General features: G+C 72.5%; 13 protein-coding genes and 2 tRNA genes. 5 read left to right on the top strand and 10 right to left on the bottom strand.

Annotated features, from left to right (window positions below):
* Nucleotides 1-145 precede the first annotated feature (145 nt).
* Nucleotides 146-2,107: a S53 family peptidase gene (locus PV410_RS06885; RefSeq protein ID WP_500322964.1), complete on the bottom strand. Its 1,962-nt coding sequence runs from the start codon at nucleotides 2,105-2,107 to the stop codon at nucleotides 146-148.
* Between the two features lie 336 nt (nucleotides 2,108-2,443).
* Here PV410_RS06885 and PV410_RS06880 point away from each other — a divergent pair, with 336 nt between their 5' ends.
* Together PV410_RS06880 and PV410_RS06875 are read left to right on the top strand one after the other, a co-directional pair.
* A complete protein-coding gene (locus PV410_RS06880; protein ID WP_500322963.1) occupies nucleotides 2,444-3,592 on the top strand; it encodes a hypothetical protein in 1,149 nt (382 codons plus the stop codon).
* Nucleotides 3,589-5,169 (top strand): NADH-ubiquinone oxidoreductase-F iron-sulfur binding region domain-containing protein, encoded by a 1,581-nt coding sequence (locus tag PV410_RS06875; RefSeq protein WP_500322961.1) that lies wholly within the window; start codon nucleotides 3,589-3,591, stop codon nucleotides 5,167-5,169. The genes PV410_RS06880 and PV410_RS06875 overlap by 4 nt, the downstream gene beginning before the upstream one ends.
* A gap of 134 nt (nucleotides 5,170-5,303) precedes the next feature.
* Here the strand turns inward: PV410_RS06875 and PV410_RS06870 are convergent.
* Nucleotides 5,304-5,376: transfer RNA gene (locus PV410_RS06870), tRNA-Ala, on the bottom strand.
* A 147-nt stretch (nucleotides 5,377-5,523) separates the two neighbouring features.
* Between PV410_RS06870 and PV410_RS06865 the strand changes: the two genes are divergently transcribed.
* Nucleotides 5,524-6,807, top strand: coding sequence for a glycosyltransferase 87 family protein (locus tag PV410_RS06865; RefSeq protein WP_500322959.1), 1,284 nt, complete (start codon nucleotides 5,524-5,526; stop codon nucleotides 6,805-6,807).
* 7 nt (nucleotides 6,808-6,814) lie between these two features.
* On the opposite strand, the gene PV410_RS06860 is transcribed toward PV410_RS06865, so the two are convergent.
* On the bottom strand, nucleotides 6,815-8,254 hold the full coding sequence (locus PV410_RS06860) for an MFS transporter (RefSeq protein ID WP_500322957.1): 1,440 nt from the start codon (nucleotides 8,252-8,254) through the stop codon (nucleotides 6,815-6,817).
* Between the two features lie 101 nt (nucleotides 8,255-8,355).
* Between PV410_RS06860 and PV410_RS06855 the strand changes: the two genes are divergently transcribed.
* Nucleotides 8,356-9,273: a helix-turn-helix transcriptional regulator gene (locus PV410_RS06855; protein WP_500322955.1), complete on the top strand. Its 918-nt coding sequence runs from the start codon at nucleotides 8,356-8,358 to the stop codon at nucleotides 9,271-9,273.
* Between the two features lie 49 nt (nucleotides 9,274-9,322).
* Here the strand turns inward: PV410_RS06855 and PV410_RS06850 are convergent.
* The 6 genes from PV410_RS06850 to PV410_RS06825 all read right to left on the bottom strand — a co-directional run bounded on the left by PV410_RS06850 (nucleotide 9,323) and on the right by PV410_RS06825 (nucleotide 13,241).
* A tRNA-Ala gene (locus PV410_RS06850) sits at nucleotides 9,323-9,395 on the bottom strand.
* Nucleotides 9,396-9,500: 105 nt separating this feature from the next.
* Entirely contained in the window at nucleotides 9,501-10,154 is a 654-nt protein-coding gene (locus tag PV410_RS06845) for a histidine phosphatase family protein (RefSeq protein ID WP_500323059.1), read from the bottom strand.
* Nucleotides 10,151-10,588 carry an RsfS/YbeB/iojap family protein gene (gene rsfS / locus PV410_RS06840; protein WP_499511854.1) on the bottom strand — a complete coding sequence of 146 codons (438 nt, stop codon included), beginning with the start codon at nucleotides 10,586-10,588 and terminating at the stop codon, nucleotides 10,151-10,153. Before rsfS ends, PV410_RS06845 begins: the two co-directional genes overlap by 4 nt.
* Nucleotides 10,589-10,674: 86 nt before the next feature.
* Complete coding sequence (locus tag PV410_RS06835) at nucleotides 10,675-12,429, bottom strand: LCP family protein (RefSeq protein ID WP_500322953.1); 1,755 nt, start codon at nucleotides 12,427-12,429, stop codon at nucleotides 10,675-10,677.
* Nucleotides 12,430-12,466: 37 nt separating this feature from the next.
* Nucleotides 12,467-13,048: a nicotinate-nicotinamide nucleotide adenylyltransferase gene (gene nadD, locus PV410_RS06830; RefSeq protein ID WP_499511856.1), complete on the bottom strand. Its 582-nt coding sequence runs from the start codon at nucleotides 13,046-13,048 to the stop codon at nucleotides 12,467-12,469.
* A 34-nt stretch (nucleotides 13,049-13,082) separates the two neighbouring features.
* Complete coding sequence (locus tag PV410_RS06825; protein ID WP_018556595.1) at nucleotides 13,083-13,241, bottom strand: hypothetical protein; 159 nt, start codon at nucleotides 13,239-13,241, stop codon at nucleotides 13,083-13,085.
* Nucleotides 13,242-13,382: 141 nt separating this feature from the next.
* Here PV410_RS06825 and PV410_RS06820 point away from each other — a divergent pair, with 141 nt between their 5' ends.
* Entirely contained in the window at nucleotides 13,383-14,504 is a 1,122-nt protein-coding gene (locus PV410_RS06820) for a M48 family metallopeptidase (RefSeq protein WP_500322951.1), read from the top strand.
* On the opposite strand, the gene PV410_RS06815 is transcribed toward PV410_RS06820, so the two are convergent.
* On the bottom strand, nucleotides 14,425-15,567 hold the full coding sequence (locus tag PV410_RS06815) for an SCO2583 family membrane protein (RefSeq protein WP_500322950.1): 1,143 nt from the start codon (nucleotides 15,565-15,567) through the stop codon (nucleotides 14,425-14,427). The two genes, PV410_RS06820 and PV410_RS06815, sit on opposite strands and share 80 nt — an antisense overlap.
* Between the last annotated feature and the right edge of the window lie 45 nt (nucleotides 15,568-15,612).

The raw sequence follows: 15,612 nt of genomic DNA, 5'->3' as shown, positions 1-15,612 counted from the left end.
CGCCGCACTGACATCGATCGTGGTCAGCGCGGCTTGCTAAGCAGAAGGCGTACGGCACGCATGCGGTCAGGGTACCCCAGAGCGGGAAGGGCCCGCACCGAGGTTCCCCCCGGTGCGGGCCCTTCCGTGCCGTTTCCGGACCTGATCAGCGGTGGTGCGGCCGGTACGAGTCGAGGTAGCCGCGTGCCGGGGTGCCGACGCCGGTCACGTCGTCGTAGCCGACGACCGCGGACAGCGAGCTGTCCTTGCCGAGGCTGCGGAGCGAGGTGATCGTGCCGTCCGCCGCGTCGAAGCCGTTGGCGTAGTCCACGCGGACGACCGCGAGGTCCTTGCCGCGGCCCAGCGGGTGGTCGGTCACGTCGTGGTACGCGCCGGTGCCGTAGCGGTCGTAGATCAGCGGGTTGGCGAAGCCGATCGGCACGCCGTGCCGGGCCTGCTGCGCCAGCGCCTGGACGCCCGCGATCACCGGTGCGGCGAGCGAGGTGCCGCCGATCCGGTACTCGCCGTACTGGAAGGACCCGTCCGGGAAGGCCTGGGTCTGGCCGACCAGGAAGCCGGTGTTCGGGTCGGCGACGGCCGAGATGTCCGGCTCGACGCGCTGCTTGACCGTGCCGCCGTTGGCCAGCGCGAGCGAGTTGGGAACCACGCCGCGCTGGTAGAAGGGCTGCGCGTAGAGCTTGCTGGTGCCGCCGCCGGCGCCGGAGGTGTAGGCGCCGGGGAAGGCCGTCCAGCTCGAGCCGTCCTCGGCCAGCGTGGCCTTCAGGGTGCCCCAGCCGGTCTCCCACTGGTACTTGTCGCCCTTGCCGACGGCGAGCGAGGTGCCGCCGACGGAGGTGACCCAGGGGGAGTTCGCCGGGGTGTCGACCTGCTTCGCGCCGTGCGCCGCGACGTTGTCGCCCGCGTCGCCGGAGGAGAAGTAGAAGCCGATGCCCTCGACCGCGCCGATCTGGAAGATCTGGTCGTACGCGGCGGCGATGTCCGGGGTCTCGTTGCTCTCGATGTCGCCCCAGGAGTTGGAGACGATGTCGGCGAGCCGGTGGTCGACGATCTTGCCGAGCGCGTCGAGCAGGTCGTCGTCGGTGCAGGAGGAGGCGCCGACGTAGGTGATGTCGGCGGCCGGGGCGACCGCGTGCACCGCCTCGACGTCCAGGGTCTCCTCGCCGTACCAGCCGGAGGCGTCGCACTCGTCGGGGCTCGTGTAGCGGTAGTCGGCCGGCAGCACCTGGGAGAGCTGGCCGCGCTTGTAGGCCGCGTCGCCGTTGCGGGCGGCGTACTTCTTGGCGTCGGCGACGATCGTCGGGGACGCGAACGCGTCGGTGATGGCGACGGTGACGCCCTTGCCGTTGTACGAGCCCGCGCCGTAGGCGGCGCGCAACTGCTTGCCCGTGTAGCCCTTGACGGCGTACGGGGCGCGCGTGCCGTAGGCGACCGGCAGCTTCTTGTTCGTGTTCGACCCGTAGTAGGTGGAGAAGGGGCCGGAGTTCTTGAAGACGGCGCCGGGCGGCGGCAGCGTGTCCTGGTGCTGCGCGCGCCGCGGGGAGTTGTCCAGGCCGGTGACGGTGAGCACCGCGCCGCCCAGGGAGGCGGGGACGGAGGCGGTCCCGGTCGGGGCGTGGTAGGTCTTGGCGCCCTTCGCGTAGTTGTGGAGCTGGGTGCCGAACGCCTGCTCCGCGTCGGCGACGTCGCCGGTCACGGTCAGGTAGTGCTCGTCGACGCCGGTGACCTTCAGCCCGGAGGACTCCAGCCACTGCCGCGTCTGCGCGATCTGCTGCGCGGAGGCGCCGAAGCGGGCCTTGGCCTGCTTCGCCGAGAGGAACGTGCCGTACGAGGCGGAACCGGGGTCGGACACGGCCTGGGCGTAGGCGGCCAGGCCCTGGGCGTCACGGCCGGCCAGGTACACCCGGAGGGTGACCTTGGCCGAGTCGGCGGTGGCGCCCTTGTCGGCCTTGGCGGTGGCCCAGGCCGGCTTGCTTCCGGCGAGGCTGTGACGTCCGTGCGGTGCGTCGGCCTGGGCGGTGGGTATGCCCATCGCCAGCGCACCGGCGACCAGAGGCAGTGTCGCTGCCAGGGCCAGGCCGGCCCGCCTTCTCGAGCGGGTTGAGCTCATGAAACCCCCTGCTGTGTGAAGTTCGCGCGGAGTGGCGGCGCGCCGGAGACGGCAGCGCGCGTGGACCGCCACGCCACTCTCGCGGTGAACAGCTCATGCCAGGGACATGTGTTCGCCAAGAAGGACTCAAGGAAGGCCCACGAAAGGGCAATTGGGACGGCAATCCGATCCGGAATGCGGACATATGGTGCCGGAGAGCGGACGCTCCGGTGAAGGACCGATCATCCTTGCCGAACGGAGCCCGAACAAACCAACGTTAGCAGTTCGTAATGATCCTCATCCCGGGTTGTCGAAAGACGATCGTTCAGGCCACCCGTACGAGTTAGCGTCTGCCGCATGCGCACCAACCGACAGTCCCCGGACGGTCGCCGGACCCCCCCGATACCGGCGAGCGACATCCTGTCCGGGGCCCTTCGCGCCGCACGGTCGCCCCGCGCCTGGGCGATCGCCGGCACCGCCGCCGCCCTGCTCGTCCTCGCCGTCACCGCGGGTCCGTACCTGCGGGCGTTCCTGGACTTCGGCGCCGGCGTCCTCACCCTCGTCTCCCTGAGCTGCACCGTCATCTGGGGCCTGGTGTCCACCGACACCGTCTTCCTCGGCCCCCGCGAACGCCTGCTCACCCAGGGCATCCACCGCGGTCTGGGCGTCGCCGCTATCGGATTCCTGGTCCTGCACGTGACGACGAAGGTCGTCGAGGTGCGGGTCACCACCGCCGGCGCCTTCCTCCCCCTCGGCGTGACCGGCCGGGACGGCCTCATCGCCCTCGGCGTGCTCGCCGCCTACCTGATGATCCTGGCCGCCGCCACGGGCGCCATGCGCAGCGTCTTCGCCGCCAACCGGCACCCCGTGCGGTGGCGCATCCTGCACAGCACCGCCTACGCGTCCTGGTGCATGGCGCTGATCCACGGCCTGCAGTCCGGCCGCTCCGCCAAGTCCTGGATCATCGTCGCCTACGGGATCTGCCTGGTGGGTGTCGCCATCGGGCTGATCTACCGGCTCCGCAGGACCCGTGGCGAGGCGCTCTTCCCCGAGACGCGGGAGCGCTCGGCCTCCTTCCGCAAGCTCGGCGGCGAACGGGCCGCGTCCCGGGGCGGTTCCGGCCGCCGGCGTGCCGTGCCCCGGGAGGAGAACGGGCCCAGCCTGGCCAGCGCCTACAGCGAACCGCTGCCGCCGCTGCCCAACTTCCCCACCGCCCAGCAGTACACGGCTGTTCCTCCCCCGGCCCCGGACCGTACCCTCGGCATGGATCCCGCGGCCGCCACGATGCAACTGCCGCAGGTGCCCGCCGACCCCCAGGCGACGTACCAGCAGCAACCGCAGGTGCCGTACCAGCAGCAACCCCAGCAGACCGGCTGGGACGGCACTCCCGCATGGGGCACCCCGGTGCCGGACGGCAGGCAGGGCGCGGATCCGCTGGGAGCCGACAGGCTCCAGCCGATCGCCTGGCAGCAGTCCACGCCCGGACCCTATGAAGGACAACGATGAGCGTTCCCGCCATACCGGACCGGTCACCCGCCCCTCGCCCGGGGGCGGGTGATGTGCTCCCCGACGTGCGTACCGTCGGGCTGCCCCGGATCACCGCGGGGTTCGACGAGGTGGAGCGCCTGGACCGGGTGACCCACCTCAATGTGCACGGTTCCATGCCGAGCATGACCGAGGGCGAACTGCTCGACCTCGCCGAGCTGATGGGCCTGCGCGGCCGTGGCGGGGCGGGCTTCCCCTTCTACAAGAAGCTCAAGGCCGTCGGTGAGGCCGCACGCCGGCGCGGCTCGCCGACCGCGGTGATGGTCAACGGCTGCGAGGGCGAACCGGCCTGCCGTAAGGACGCCGTCATCCTGCGCCGCGCCCCGCACCTCATGCTGGACGGGGCCCTGCTGTGCGCCGAGATCCTCGGCGCCCGCGAACTGGTCATCAGCGTCACGCGCGACACCAACGAGCAGTCCGTGCGCGACGCCCTGGCCGAGCGGGGCCTGGGCACCAAACGGGGCCGCCAGCTGAGGGCCCGGATCGTGCGCATGCCGGAGCGCTTCGTGTCGGGCGAGTCCTCGGGCATCATCTCGGCGGCCAACGGCGGCCTCCCCCTGCCGCCCGGCAAGAAGGTGAGCGCGAGCGAGTCCGGCCTCGGCGGCATGCCGACGCTCTTCTCCAACACCGAGACCTTCACCCAACTGGCCATCGGCGCCCGCATGGGGGCGATCCGCTTCGGCTCCGCGGGCGCCCCGGGCGAGCCCGGTACGGCCATGCTGACGGTGTCCGGCTCGGTGCCCCGGCAGACGGTCGTGGAGACCCCGACGGGTGTGCCGATGTCGTACATCCTGCAGATGTGCGGCGGGAACCCGGGGCAGGGCGTGCTCGTCGGCGGCTACCACGGCAACTGGATCGACCCCAGCGTCGCCTCGATGGTGACCATCGCCCGCGAGAGCCTGGAGGCCCACAAGGCCACCCTGGGCGCGGGCGCCCTGCTCCCGCTGGACCCGGGACTGTGCCCGCTGGGCGAGTCGCTGCGGGTCGCGCAGTGGCTGGCCGCCGAGACGGCCGGGCAGTGCGGGCCGTGCCGCCTCGGGCTGCCTCGTATGGCCGGACTGCTGCAGGACGTGCTCAACGGCGGCGGGCAGGCCGCGCTGGAGCAACTGCGGCAGACCGCGGTCGCGGTGAAGGGGCGCGGGGTGTGCAAGCACCCCGACGGCTCGATGCGCTTCGTGATGTCCACCATCAACGCCTTCACCGACGACCTCGCCGCCCACGTCCTCGGCGGCGGCTGCGGCCGCCCCACCGTGGGCGTGCTGCCGCTGCTGAAGTCCGACCCGCCGGCGCCGCGGGGTGGCGCCCCCGTCGGCGCCGCCGCGCAGACCAGCAACAAGCGGCTGAACGTCGACTGGACGCTGTGCAAGGGCCACGGCCTGTGCGCCGGCGTCCTCCCGGAGATCGTACGGCTGGACCGGGACGGCTACCCCGACATCGCCGGCACGCCCGTCCCGCCGCACCTGGACGCGGCCGCTCAGCGCGCGGTGGCCCGCTGCCCCGCACTGGCGCTGCGCATGGAGGAGGGCGGCCGCCGCTGACCCCGGCCACACGCGGGAGGGCCCGGCGCCGTCGCGGTGCCGGGCCCCTCCGGCGTACGGACCGCGGTGCGCCGGGGCATACGAAGAACCCGCCCGGTCGTGACGACCGGACGGGCAGTGTCCGCGGTGGGAAGTGGAGCTACGGGGATTCGAACCCCGGACCTCTTGCATGCCATGCAAGCGCTCTACCAACTGAGCTATAGCCCCGCGATGCCGTTCTCCCGGGTTCCCCCGGCGACCTGGGATACATTACACGGCCCCGGGGCAGGTACGCCAAATCGATTCCTGGCCCGCGGGCACGGCGCCCGGTACTGTCGGCTGACCCCGCCCCGGAAGAATCTGGAGAAGGCCGCAGTGACCGCGACGCAGCCGATCGCCGACACCGCGGCGCGCAGCTCCCGGGTCGGCAGGCCCACCCTCGTCGCGGCGCTGGTGTGCCTGGTGTCCTTCGCGGCGTTCTGGGCCGCCCAACGCGCGGCACACGTCTCGATGATCGACCTCACCGTCTACCGGGCCGAGGGCTGGTCGGTGCGGGGCGGGGACGACCTGTACGCGATGCGGGTCACCCACGCGCAGCTGCCCAACACCTATCCGCCGTTCGCCGCGCTGCTCTTCACGTCCCTGACACTGCTGGGCCCGGGTGCCGCGCGGATCGCGGCGACCGCGGTCAACCTCGGCCTGCTGGTCGTCCTAGCCCATCTGTCGCTCCGGCTGGCCGGGCTGCCGCGGCGGCTGCCCGCGGCGGCAGCCGCACTGGGCGTCGCGGCGGGCGCGGTGTGGTGCGAGCCGGTCTGGACGACGCTGCGGTACGGCCAGATCAACCTGCTGCTCGCGGTGCTCGTGCTGGGGGACCTCGCCGGGCGCAGGGGCCGGGTCGCGGGCATCGGCATCGGCATCGCAGCGGGCATCAAGCTGACACCGCTGCTGTTCGTGGCCTTCCTGGCCGTCGGCGGGGCGGTGATCGCCTGGCGGCGGCGGGAGCGCTGGAACACCTGGCTGCGGACGGCCGCCGTGGCGTCCGTCACCTTCGCCGCGACCATCGGCCTTTCCGCGCTCGTCCTGCCGCGCGACTCCCGGCGCTTCTGGACGGAGGTCGTCCTCTCCGCCGACCGCGCCGGCAACGGCGAGGACACGGCCAACCAGTCGCTGCGGGGCGTCCTCGCCCGCGCCCTGCACACCGGCGATCCCGGCACCTGGTGGCTCGTCGCGGCACTCCTCGTGGGCGCCGTGGGCGTGGCCGTCGCCACCGCCCACCTGGCGGCCGGGGAACTCGCCTGGGCGGTCCTGTCCTGCGCCGTCACGGCACTGCTGGTCAGCCCCGTCTCCTGGTCGCACCACTGGGTGTGGGCGGTCCCCCTGGTCGTCCTGCTGGCAGGCCAGGCCCTGCGGCGGAGCCGTCCCGCACGCTGGTGGGCCGGCGCCGCCGCGTACGCCGTCCTCTTCTGCTCGTACGCGCTCTGGCTCGCCCCTCACGGCGACGGCGTCTCGCGTCCCGAACTCCACCAGTCCTCCGGGCAGATGGCCCTCTCGGCGGTCTACCCGGCCGCCGGGGCCGCGTTCTTGTGCCTGTCGGCGGCCGTCGCCGTCGCCCGGCGCCGCCCTCGCGCACCGCGCAGGACCCCCGTGGCGGCGGCCTGAGCGGCGCTCAGGCCCTCCGCCGCCGCAACACCGCCACGAGCGCTCCGGCCGCCGCGGTGGCCGCCAGGGCGGCGGAGGTGACCGCGACGGCGTGCGCCGAGGAGTGGGCGGCGCTCAGCCGGCCCAGGAACAGCGTGCCGAAGGAGGCCACCCCGATCAGCTGACCGAGCTGGGTGACGGTGGCCAGCAGGCCACTGGCGTCCGCGGCGTCCTCGGGACGGACCTGCCCCAGGGCGAGGGTCAGGGTGGGGCTGAAGGAGGCGCCCAGCCCCAGGCCGACACCGAACAGGGCCACCAGGAAGGCCGGTTCGTGCTGCTGCCCGTCGCGCAGCAGCAGGCCGATCGCCGCGAAGGACGCGCCGGCCACGATCAGTCCGCCCGGCGCCAGCCAGGCGTGGGCACGCGCGGGCAGCCGGCGCCAGGTGAGCCCGGTGCCGCCGAAGGAGACGGCCGCGGCGCTGAAGGTGAGCCCGGTGTGCAGGGCGCTGAGGCCCAGCCCGCTCTGCAGGTGGAGCGCGATGGCGAAGAGGAACCCGGCGTTGAGGGCCATGGCGACCCCGATGACGGCGACGGAACGGAGCATGCCGGGTGCCCGCAGGACCCGCGAGGAGACCAGCGGCGCGCCACCGCGCCGGGCGAGCCGGGTCTCCAGCACGGCGAAGACCACGCACAGCACGACGCTGAGGCCGAGGCAGACCCAGCCCCACGCCGGCCAGCCCTCCTCCTGCCCCAGCACCAGGGGCACGGTGAGCAGGGTCACGGCCGCGCCGAGGGTGACCAGCCCGGGCAGGTCGAGACCGCGGCGGCGCTCGGCGGCGCCCTCGGGGTCGCGCGGGACGACCCGCGGGACCAGGACGAGCAGGACGAGCCCGATGGGGACGTTCACCAGGAAGGCCGGGCGCCACCCGGTGCCGAACAGGTCGGCGCTGACCAGCAGCCCGCCCAGGGACTGCCCGGCGGCGGCACCGGTGGCCAGGACGGCCGCGTAGACGCCGAGGGCACGCACCCGCCGTTCGCCGGAGAAGTTGCGCTGGATGAGGCTGAGCACCTGCGGGATCATCAGGGCGGACCCGGCCCCCTGCACCAGTCGGAACGCGGTCAACTGCCCCGTCGACCCGGCGAGTCCGCAGGCCAGGGAGGCGGCGGTGAAGACGGTGAGCCCGGCCAGGAACGCCCTGCGGTGGCCCCACAGGTCACCGGTCCTGGCACCGGTGATGAGCAGGACGGCGTAGGAGATGGTGTAGCCGGCCACGATCATCTGCAGCCCGGCACCCGAGGCGTGCAGGTCGGTGCGGATGGTGGGCGCGGCCACGTTGACGATGAAGACGTCCAGCAGGGCCATGAACTGACCGGTGAGCAGGACGCCGAGCAGCTGTCCGGCACGCGGTCCGCGGCGGCCCGGAGGGCCGGCCGGGGCACGGCGTGCGGTAACGGTGGGATTCGCCATGGTCCGAGGCTGCGGGCGGTCCCGTACCGGTAACGAGAGCCCCCGGATCCTGGTACCGACAGCACCTGGCAGCCCAGCGTGGACGGGCGGACGATGGGCGCATGGCCGTACCGTCCCCGCGCCGCACCGAGCTCGCCGCCTTCCTGCGCAGCCGCCGCGCGCGCATCCGGCCGGAGGACGTCGGCATGCCGCCCGGCCTGCGCCGCCGTACGCCCGGGCTGCGGCGGGAGGAGGTCGCGCAGCTCGCCGGGGTGGGGGTGACCTGGTACACGTGGCTGGAGCAGGGCCGGCCGATCAACGCCAGCGTGCAGGTGCTGGACGCGGTGGCGCGCATCCTGCGGCTGGACGTGGCCGAGCGCAAGCACCTGTACCGGCTGGCGGGCGTGCCCTTCGTCCGCGAGCCGGTCTCCGACGCCGAGGCGGTGGGCGAGGAGGTGGAGGGCATCGTCGACGCCCTCGACCCGCTCCCGGCGGTGGTCTACAACGCCCGTTACGACGTGCTGGCCTGCAACTCCGGTTACCGGCGGCTCTTCCCCCAGGTGCGGATCGCCTCCCGCGCCGACCGCAACGTGCTGCTGCGCCTGTTCACCGGCCCGCCGTGCTGCTCGGCGTACGTCAACCGGGACGCCGAGCTGCCCCGGATGGTCGCGCAGCTGCGCGCCTCGTACGGCCGGCACGTGGGCGAACCGGCCTGGGAGTCCTTCGTCGGGCGGCTGGTCCGGGAGAGCGCGGAGTTCGCGCAGATGTGGGCGAGCGGGGACGTGGCGGCTCCGGGACAGCGGATCAAGGTGATCCATCACGCCTCGGTCGGCAGGATCCGGCTGACCTCGACCTCGCTGGCGGTCCAGGCGATGCCGGAGCACCGGATCGTGGTCTACACGCCGGCCGACGAGGAGAGCCGGGAGCTGACGGCGCGGCTGCGGGAGCTGGACGACCCGCTGGTGGGCTGCCCCCGGCACGCGCGCCCGCTCTCGGCGCTCGCCGCGGAACAGGAGCCGGCCGCGGAACGGACCGGGTGAAACGCGAGGATCCCGCCTCCCCTGGGGGAGACGGGATCCGATACCGCTGTGGAGCTACGGGGATTCGAACCCCGGACCTCTTGCATGCCATGCAAGCGCTCTACCAACTGAGCTATAGCCCCGCTGTCCTCGGGCTTTCCGCCCGGCGAACGAGAAGAAGCTTAGCCGGTCAGGGCCGGATTCCTGAAATCGGCTGCGCCCCGGCCCCGCCCCGGCTCCCGGCCCCGTCAGTCGTCGTCGCCGAGCACCGGCTCGGGCAGGGTCCCGGCGTTGTGCTCCAGCAGCCGCCAGCCGCGGGCGCCCTCGCCGAGGACCGACCAGCAGGTGTTGGACAGCCCGCCGAGCGCCTCCCAGCTGCGCGGGTCCAGCCCGAGGAGCCGGCCGATGGTGGTGCGGATGGCGCCGCCGTGGCTGACGACGACCAGCACACCGCCGTCGGGCAGCTTGTCGGCCGCCGCGAGCACCACCGGGGCGGCCCGGTCGGCGACCTCGGTCTCCAGCTCGCCGCCGCCGCGCCGCACGGGCTCGCCGCGCTTCCAGGCCGCGTACTCCTCGCCGTAGCGCTCGGTGATCTCGTCGTGGGTCAGGCCCTGCCACACGCCCGCGTAGGTCTCCCGCAGGCCCTCGTCGTACGAGATGTCCAGCTCCGTGACCGCGGCCAGTTCGGCGGCGGTGTCGGCGGCGCGCTGCAGGTCGGAGGAGATGATCGCGTCCGGCTGCAGCGCGGCCAGCAACCGGGCGGCGCGCTTGGCCTGCGCGACGCCGGTCGAGGTCAGCGGGATGTCCGTGGAGCCCTGGAAGCGGCCCTCCACGTTCCAGGAGGTCTGTCCGTGCCGCCAGAAGACGACGCGGCGGCCGCGACCCCGCGTGTGGCCGTTCAGATCAGCTCTCCGTCCTCGTCGGCGGCCGCGGTGGCGCGGGCGTGCTCCTCGGCCTTGCCACGGGTGGCGACGGCGTCCTTGGGGAGCTCGAGCTCGGGGCAGTCCTTCCAGAGCCGCTCCAGCGCGTAGAAGACCCGCTCCTCCGAGTGCTGGACGTGCACCACGATGTCGACGTAGTCGAGCAGGACCCAGCGCCCCTCGCGCTCCCCCTCACGGCGCACCGGCTTGACGCCGAGCTCCTCCTGCAGCCGCTCCTCGACCTCGTCGACGATGGCCTTCACCTGGCGGTCGTTGGGCGCGGAGGCCAGCAGGAACGCGTCGGTGATGGAGAGGACGTCGCTGACGTCGTAGGCGATGATGTCGTGCGCGAGCTTGTCGGCGGCCGCCTGGGCGGCGGTCTGAATGAGCTCGATGGAGCGGTCCGTGGCGGTCACAGGTAAGGCTTTCCGGTCGGGGACGTCGTACGTCCAGGGTCTCACGGACCGCGCTCGGTCCCCGACCGGTTATGGACCGCGCCGGGTCAGTTCTTCTCCGGCGGGCTGTAGTCCTGGCCCAGGACCACCGTGATGTCGGCGTTGGAGGCCACGCCGCCCTTCTTGGCGGCCTTGGCGGACAGGCCCAGCGTCTTGGCCAGCTCCTCCGCGTTCGTCTTCTGGTCGGCGTCGGCGTACAGGACCTGCGAGGTGGCCCGGGTGTCCGCGGTGGCGCCGGAGACGAAGGTGTAGCCGCCGCCGACGATCTGCACCTGGGCCTCGCCGGTGTTGGCGGCGACGCCGGTCGCGTTGCGCAGGGTGACCCGGGGGATGCCGTCGGAGTCGGTGTTGGTGACGGTGCCGCCGAGCACCTTCTTGACCACGTCCTCGGTGGCCTTCTCGCTCAGCGTGCCGTCGGGCTCCACCGGCAGCGCCTCGGTGGTGTAGTCACCGCCCTTGGCCTCCTCCGACAGGGCCGCCAGGCTGCTGCCGAGGTCCTTCTCGGTCAGCGGGGGCTCGATGACCTGGTTGAGCCCCTCGACGGTCTTGGTCGCCAGGTCCGGGTCGCTGTACATCTTCTTCAGCACGGCCTGGACGACCTGCCCGAAGCGGGCCAGCTGCTTGTCGGGCCCCTCGCCCGGTCCCCGGTAGACGGCGTACGCGACGGCGGCCTGGCCGCCCAGCTCCTGCTGCTTGCCGGGCTTGACGAGGGTCTTGCCGTCCTGCTTCTTGCCTGCCTTCACCGTGGCGTCGGTGTCGACGAGGACTCCGCCGAGGGACTCGACGAGGTTGTCCAGGTACGGGGTGTCCAGCCGCCAGGTGCCGCTGATCTTGGTGCCGAGCAGACCTTCCAGCGCCTCACGGGTGGGGGCGGAACCGTTCTCCACGACGGACTTGCCGAGCGTGGTGCTGCCGCCGTCGTCGCTGCTCACGGCGAGCGAGTTCGGCAGCAGGACGGTGGTGCCCTTCTTGGTGGTCGAGTTGCTGACCAGCAGCGCGGTCGAGGTCGCCTCGCTGCCGACCGGGCGCAGGTGCAGCACGATGACGTCGCGCTTCTGGCCGCCCGCGGCCTGCTGGGCGGTCCCGGAGTCCCCGCCGAGGCCGGGGATCTTGCCGGCCTTCCACAGGTAGCCGACGCCGCCGACGGCGGCCAGCACCAGGACGACGACCGCGGCGACCACGCGGTTGCGGCCGCGGCGCCTGGCCTCCTCGCGCCGCTCGGTGCGGGACTCGGTGAACTTCAGCCAGTCGATGACCTCTTCCGACTCCTCGGTCTCCTCGTCGACGAAGGAGAACTGGCCGGTGTGGTAGTCGGCTTCGGCCGCGGCGGAGCGGCCGGCGGCGGGCCGGGCCGGCGGCTCCTCGAAGGCGGGCTGCCGCTGGGCCGGAGGGGCCTGCGGCGGGGTCTGCGGGGGTGCCGGCGGCTGCTGTCCGTACTGCTGCTGCTCGTGGTACGGCTCCTGGTACTGCGGCTGCTGCGGGATCCACCCCTGGTACTGCTGCGTCTGCTGGGGCTGTTGGGGGTGCTGGGGTTGCTGCTGCGGCGGCTGCGGTTGCTGGTACTGCTGCTGCTCCTGCGGGTAGTACGGCTGCCCGGAGTACCCCTGCTGGTCCTGGTAGGACTGCTGCCGGCCGGTCTGCTCACCGGTCTGCTGGGCGTACGGGTCGTACTGGCCGTACTCGTTGCCGTAACCGTTTGCGTAGTCGCCTTGCTGCTGTGCGTAGGGGTCTTCTCCGTAGGGATCCTGACCGCCCCGCTCGGGTGTTCCCTCGGCGTATTGCCATCGGGGGTAGTCGTTCACTGGGGACCCCTCCAGTTGCCGATCAGCCGCTGATCACTTACCGGTACAGCCTGCGTTTGTCGATGTAGCGGACGACGCCGTCGGGCACGAGGTACCAGACCGGCTCCCCCTTGGCGACCCGCTGACGGCAGTCGGTCGAGGAGATCGCCAGGGCGGGCACCTCCACCAGGGAGACCCCGCCGGCCGGGAAGCCGGGGTCGGACAGGGTGTGCCCGGGGCGGGTGACGCCGATGAAGTGCGCCAGCGAGAACAGCTCCTCGGCCTTGCGCCAGGAGAAGATCTGGGCCAGCGCGTCCGCACCCGTGATGAAGAACAGCTCCGCCTCGGGGTGCTCGGCCCGCAGGTCGCGGAGCGTGTCGATGGTGTACGTGCGGCCACCGCGCTCGATGTCGCTGCGGCTGACCGAGAACTGCGGGTTCGACGCGGTGGCGATCACCGTCATCAGGTAGCGGTCCTCGGCCGCCGACACCTTCTGCTCGCTCTTCTGCCAGGGCCGGCCGGTGGGCACGAAGACCACTTCGTCCAGCTGGAAAAGGTGCGCCACCTCGCTGGCCGCCACGAGGTGACCGTGGTGGATGGGATCGAACGTCCCACCCATCACACCGATTCGCTCCTTCATGCGGATAGACCCTACCCGCATCGCCTGATCGAGCTCAGCGGTCGCGGTTGAAGCGGGTGGTGATGAAGAGCAGCAGCAGCAGCGCGAACAGCGCGCCACCGCCCGTGAGGTAGGGGCTCAGGCTCTCGTGGTTGCCGCCGCCCTCGCCCTCGGCGAGCGTGGTCAGAACGGCGGCGGTCGCGTAGGAGGTCATTCGGCTGTCCCTTGGTGGCTTCGGGGTCTGTCGACGGGCGGAGGACTCGGCAACATCGTACGGGCGGCCGGGGTGGAACTTCGCGGTGGCTCCGCGCGTCCTCACTAGGTACCCAACGGCCGAACAGGGGGGCGGGGACATATGTCCGGTCCGAACGATTCGAGTGGTGCGAACGGCGGCACGAGCGGCGGTGAGCGGCTGCCCGGACGCAACCGGCGGCGCTTCGAGGGCATCTCCTCGCGCGCGTACGAGCACCCGGCGGACCGTTCCGCGCTGGTGGCACTGCGCAAGCTGAGCGGCTTCGACACCGTCTTCAAGGCGCTCAGCGGCCTGCTGCCGGAGCGCTCGCTGCGGCTGCTGTTCCTCTCGGACTCGGTGCGCGTCGGCGACCAGCAGTTCGCGCACCTCAACGACATGCTGCGGGACGCCTGCTACATCCTCGACCTGCCCAAGGTCCCGGCGATGTACGTCACCCAGGACCCGCAGCCCAACGCGATGTGCATCGGGCTGGACGAGCCCATCATCGTCGTGACCACCGGGCTGGTGGAGCTGCTGGACGAGGAGGAGATGCGGGCCGTCGTGGGCCACGAGGTCGGCCACGCGCTGTCCGGCCACTCCGTCTACCGCACGATCCTGCTCTTCCTGACCAGCCTGGCGCTGCGGGTGGCGTGGATACCGCTCGGCAACCTCGCGATCATGGCGATCGTCACCGCACTGCGCGAGTGGTTCCGCAAGTCGGAGCTCTCCGCGGACCGTGCCGGACTCCTGGTCGGCCAGGACCTGCAGGCCTCGATGCGCGGCCTGATGAAGATCGCCGGCGGCAACCACCTGCACGAGATGAACGTGGACGCCTTCCTGAAGCAGGCCGAGGAGTACGAGGAGTCCGGCGACCTGCGCGACTCCGTGCTGAAGATCCTCAACGTCCTGCCGCGCAGCCACCCGTTCACCACGGTGCGGGCCGCGGAGCTGAAGAAGTGGGCGGCGAGCCGCGACCACCAGCGCATCATGGACGGCCACTACCCGCGGCGCAGCGAGGACAAGGACACCTCGGTCTACGACTCGTTCAAGGAATCCGCGAGCCACTACGCCGAAACGGTGAAGACGAGCAAGGACCCGCTCATGAAGCTGCTCTCCGACATCGGGGCGGGGGCCGGCGACGTCGGCGGCCGGCTGCGCGACCGCTTCACCGGGACGCCGGGCTCGGGCTCCGGCCCGTCGGGGCGCCCGCCGAAGGACTCGCAGGACCCGCCGCCGGAGGGCTGATCCCCGGTCCGGCCGCCGGGGCCGGGGCCAGCACCCCGCACACCGAGCCGATCTCGTGGCGGTGGTCGTAGGGGTCGACCCCGGGCTCCACCGGCGGCCGCTGCCCGGCCAGCAGCGGCAGGAAGTGCGCCACGGGGGCGGTCACGCAGGACAGCGGCCCGGCCTCGACGGCGGCCCGCAGCAGTTCCACGTGCTTGTCGCGCAGGTCCGCGCGGTCGAAGCGCAGCCGCAGCTCACGCCGCACGGTGAACAGCGAGGCCTGGCCGCTGCCCCCGGTGGCGGCCTGCACGACGTAGACCAGGGTGTGGTCCGTGACGACCTCCAGGGCCTCCTCCCCCGCCTCGGACACGGTCATGGTGCCGCGCACCTTGACCTCGTCGTCGGCGAGGGCGACGCGGGCGGGGTCGAAGCGCACCAGCCAGCCGGTCGCCGCGTGGCGCCCGTCGTCGGCGGGCCGCTCCAGGCTCCGGTCGAACTGGTCGAGCTGCCCGGGGTCCAGCATGGTGCGCACCGTGCGGATGTCCCCGCCGGTCAGCGCGTCGGGATCGGCGGAGGAGGCGACCAGGTAGTCCTTGGCGGAGACCAGGGCCTGCATGACCTGGCTCTCGCTGAAGTGCGCGGTGCGGCGCGCCGGCGGCAGGGCGTACCCGGTCCCGCCGGCCCGGTAGTGCTCGGCGCGCTGCCCGGCGAACGGCCGGGACCGGTCCACGGCGGCCACCGCGGCCGTGGGGGCGAGCGGCAGCAGGGTGATCTGCAGCGACTGCGCCACGGGAGGGGCGGGCTGGTCGTAGGGATTGCGTATGCCCAGGTAGACGGCGGTGCCGAAGGCCACGGCGATCAGGAGGACGAGGACCAGGGCCTGGCGCGGGGCGCCGCCACGGGCCCAGAGCCGACGGGTGCGCACCGAGCGGGCCGATCCGTCCAGCCGCTCCCGCGCGGAGAACTCCTGTATCCGGGCAGCGCGGACGAACGATTCGTCGAAGACGACGGATCGGTACTCGTCCTCACCACCTCCCGGGGAGCCCTCGGGGTTCCCCTCCGGTGGGTCTCCAGGCCCGGCCATACAACAAGCGTAGGTCTGTCAGGGCCCTTTAAAACGTCCTGGTAC

It is taken from the genome of Streptomyces sp. PA03-5A (genome assembly GCF_033792725.1).
Classification (GTDB): domain Bacteria; phylum Actinomycetota; class Actinomycetes; order Streptomycetales; family Streptomycetaceae; genus Actinacidiphila.
The sequence above is the reverse complement of the archived record's forward strand: the minus strand, read 5'-3'. Positions and strand labels throughout refer to the sequence as shown.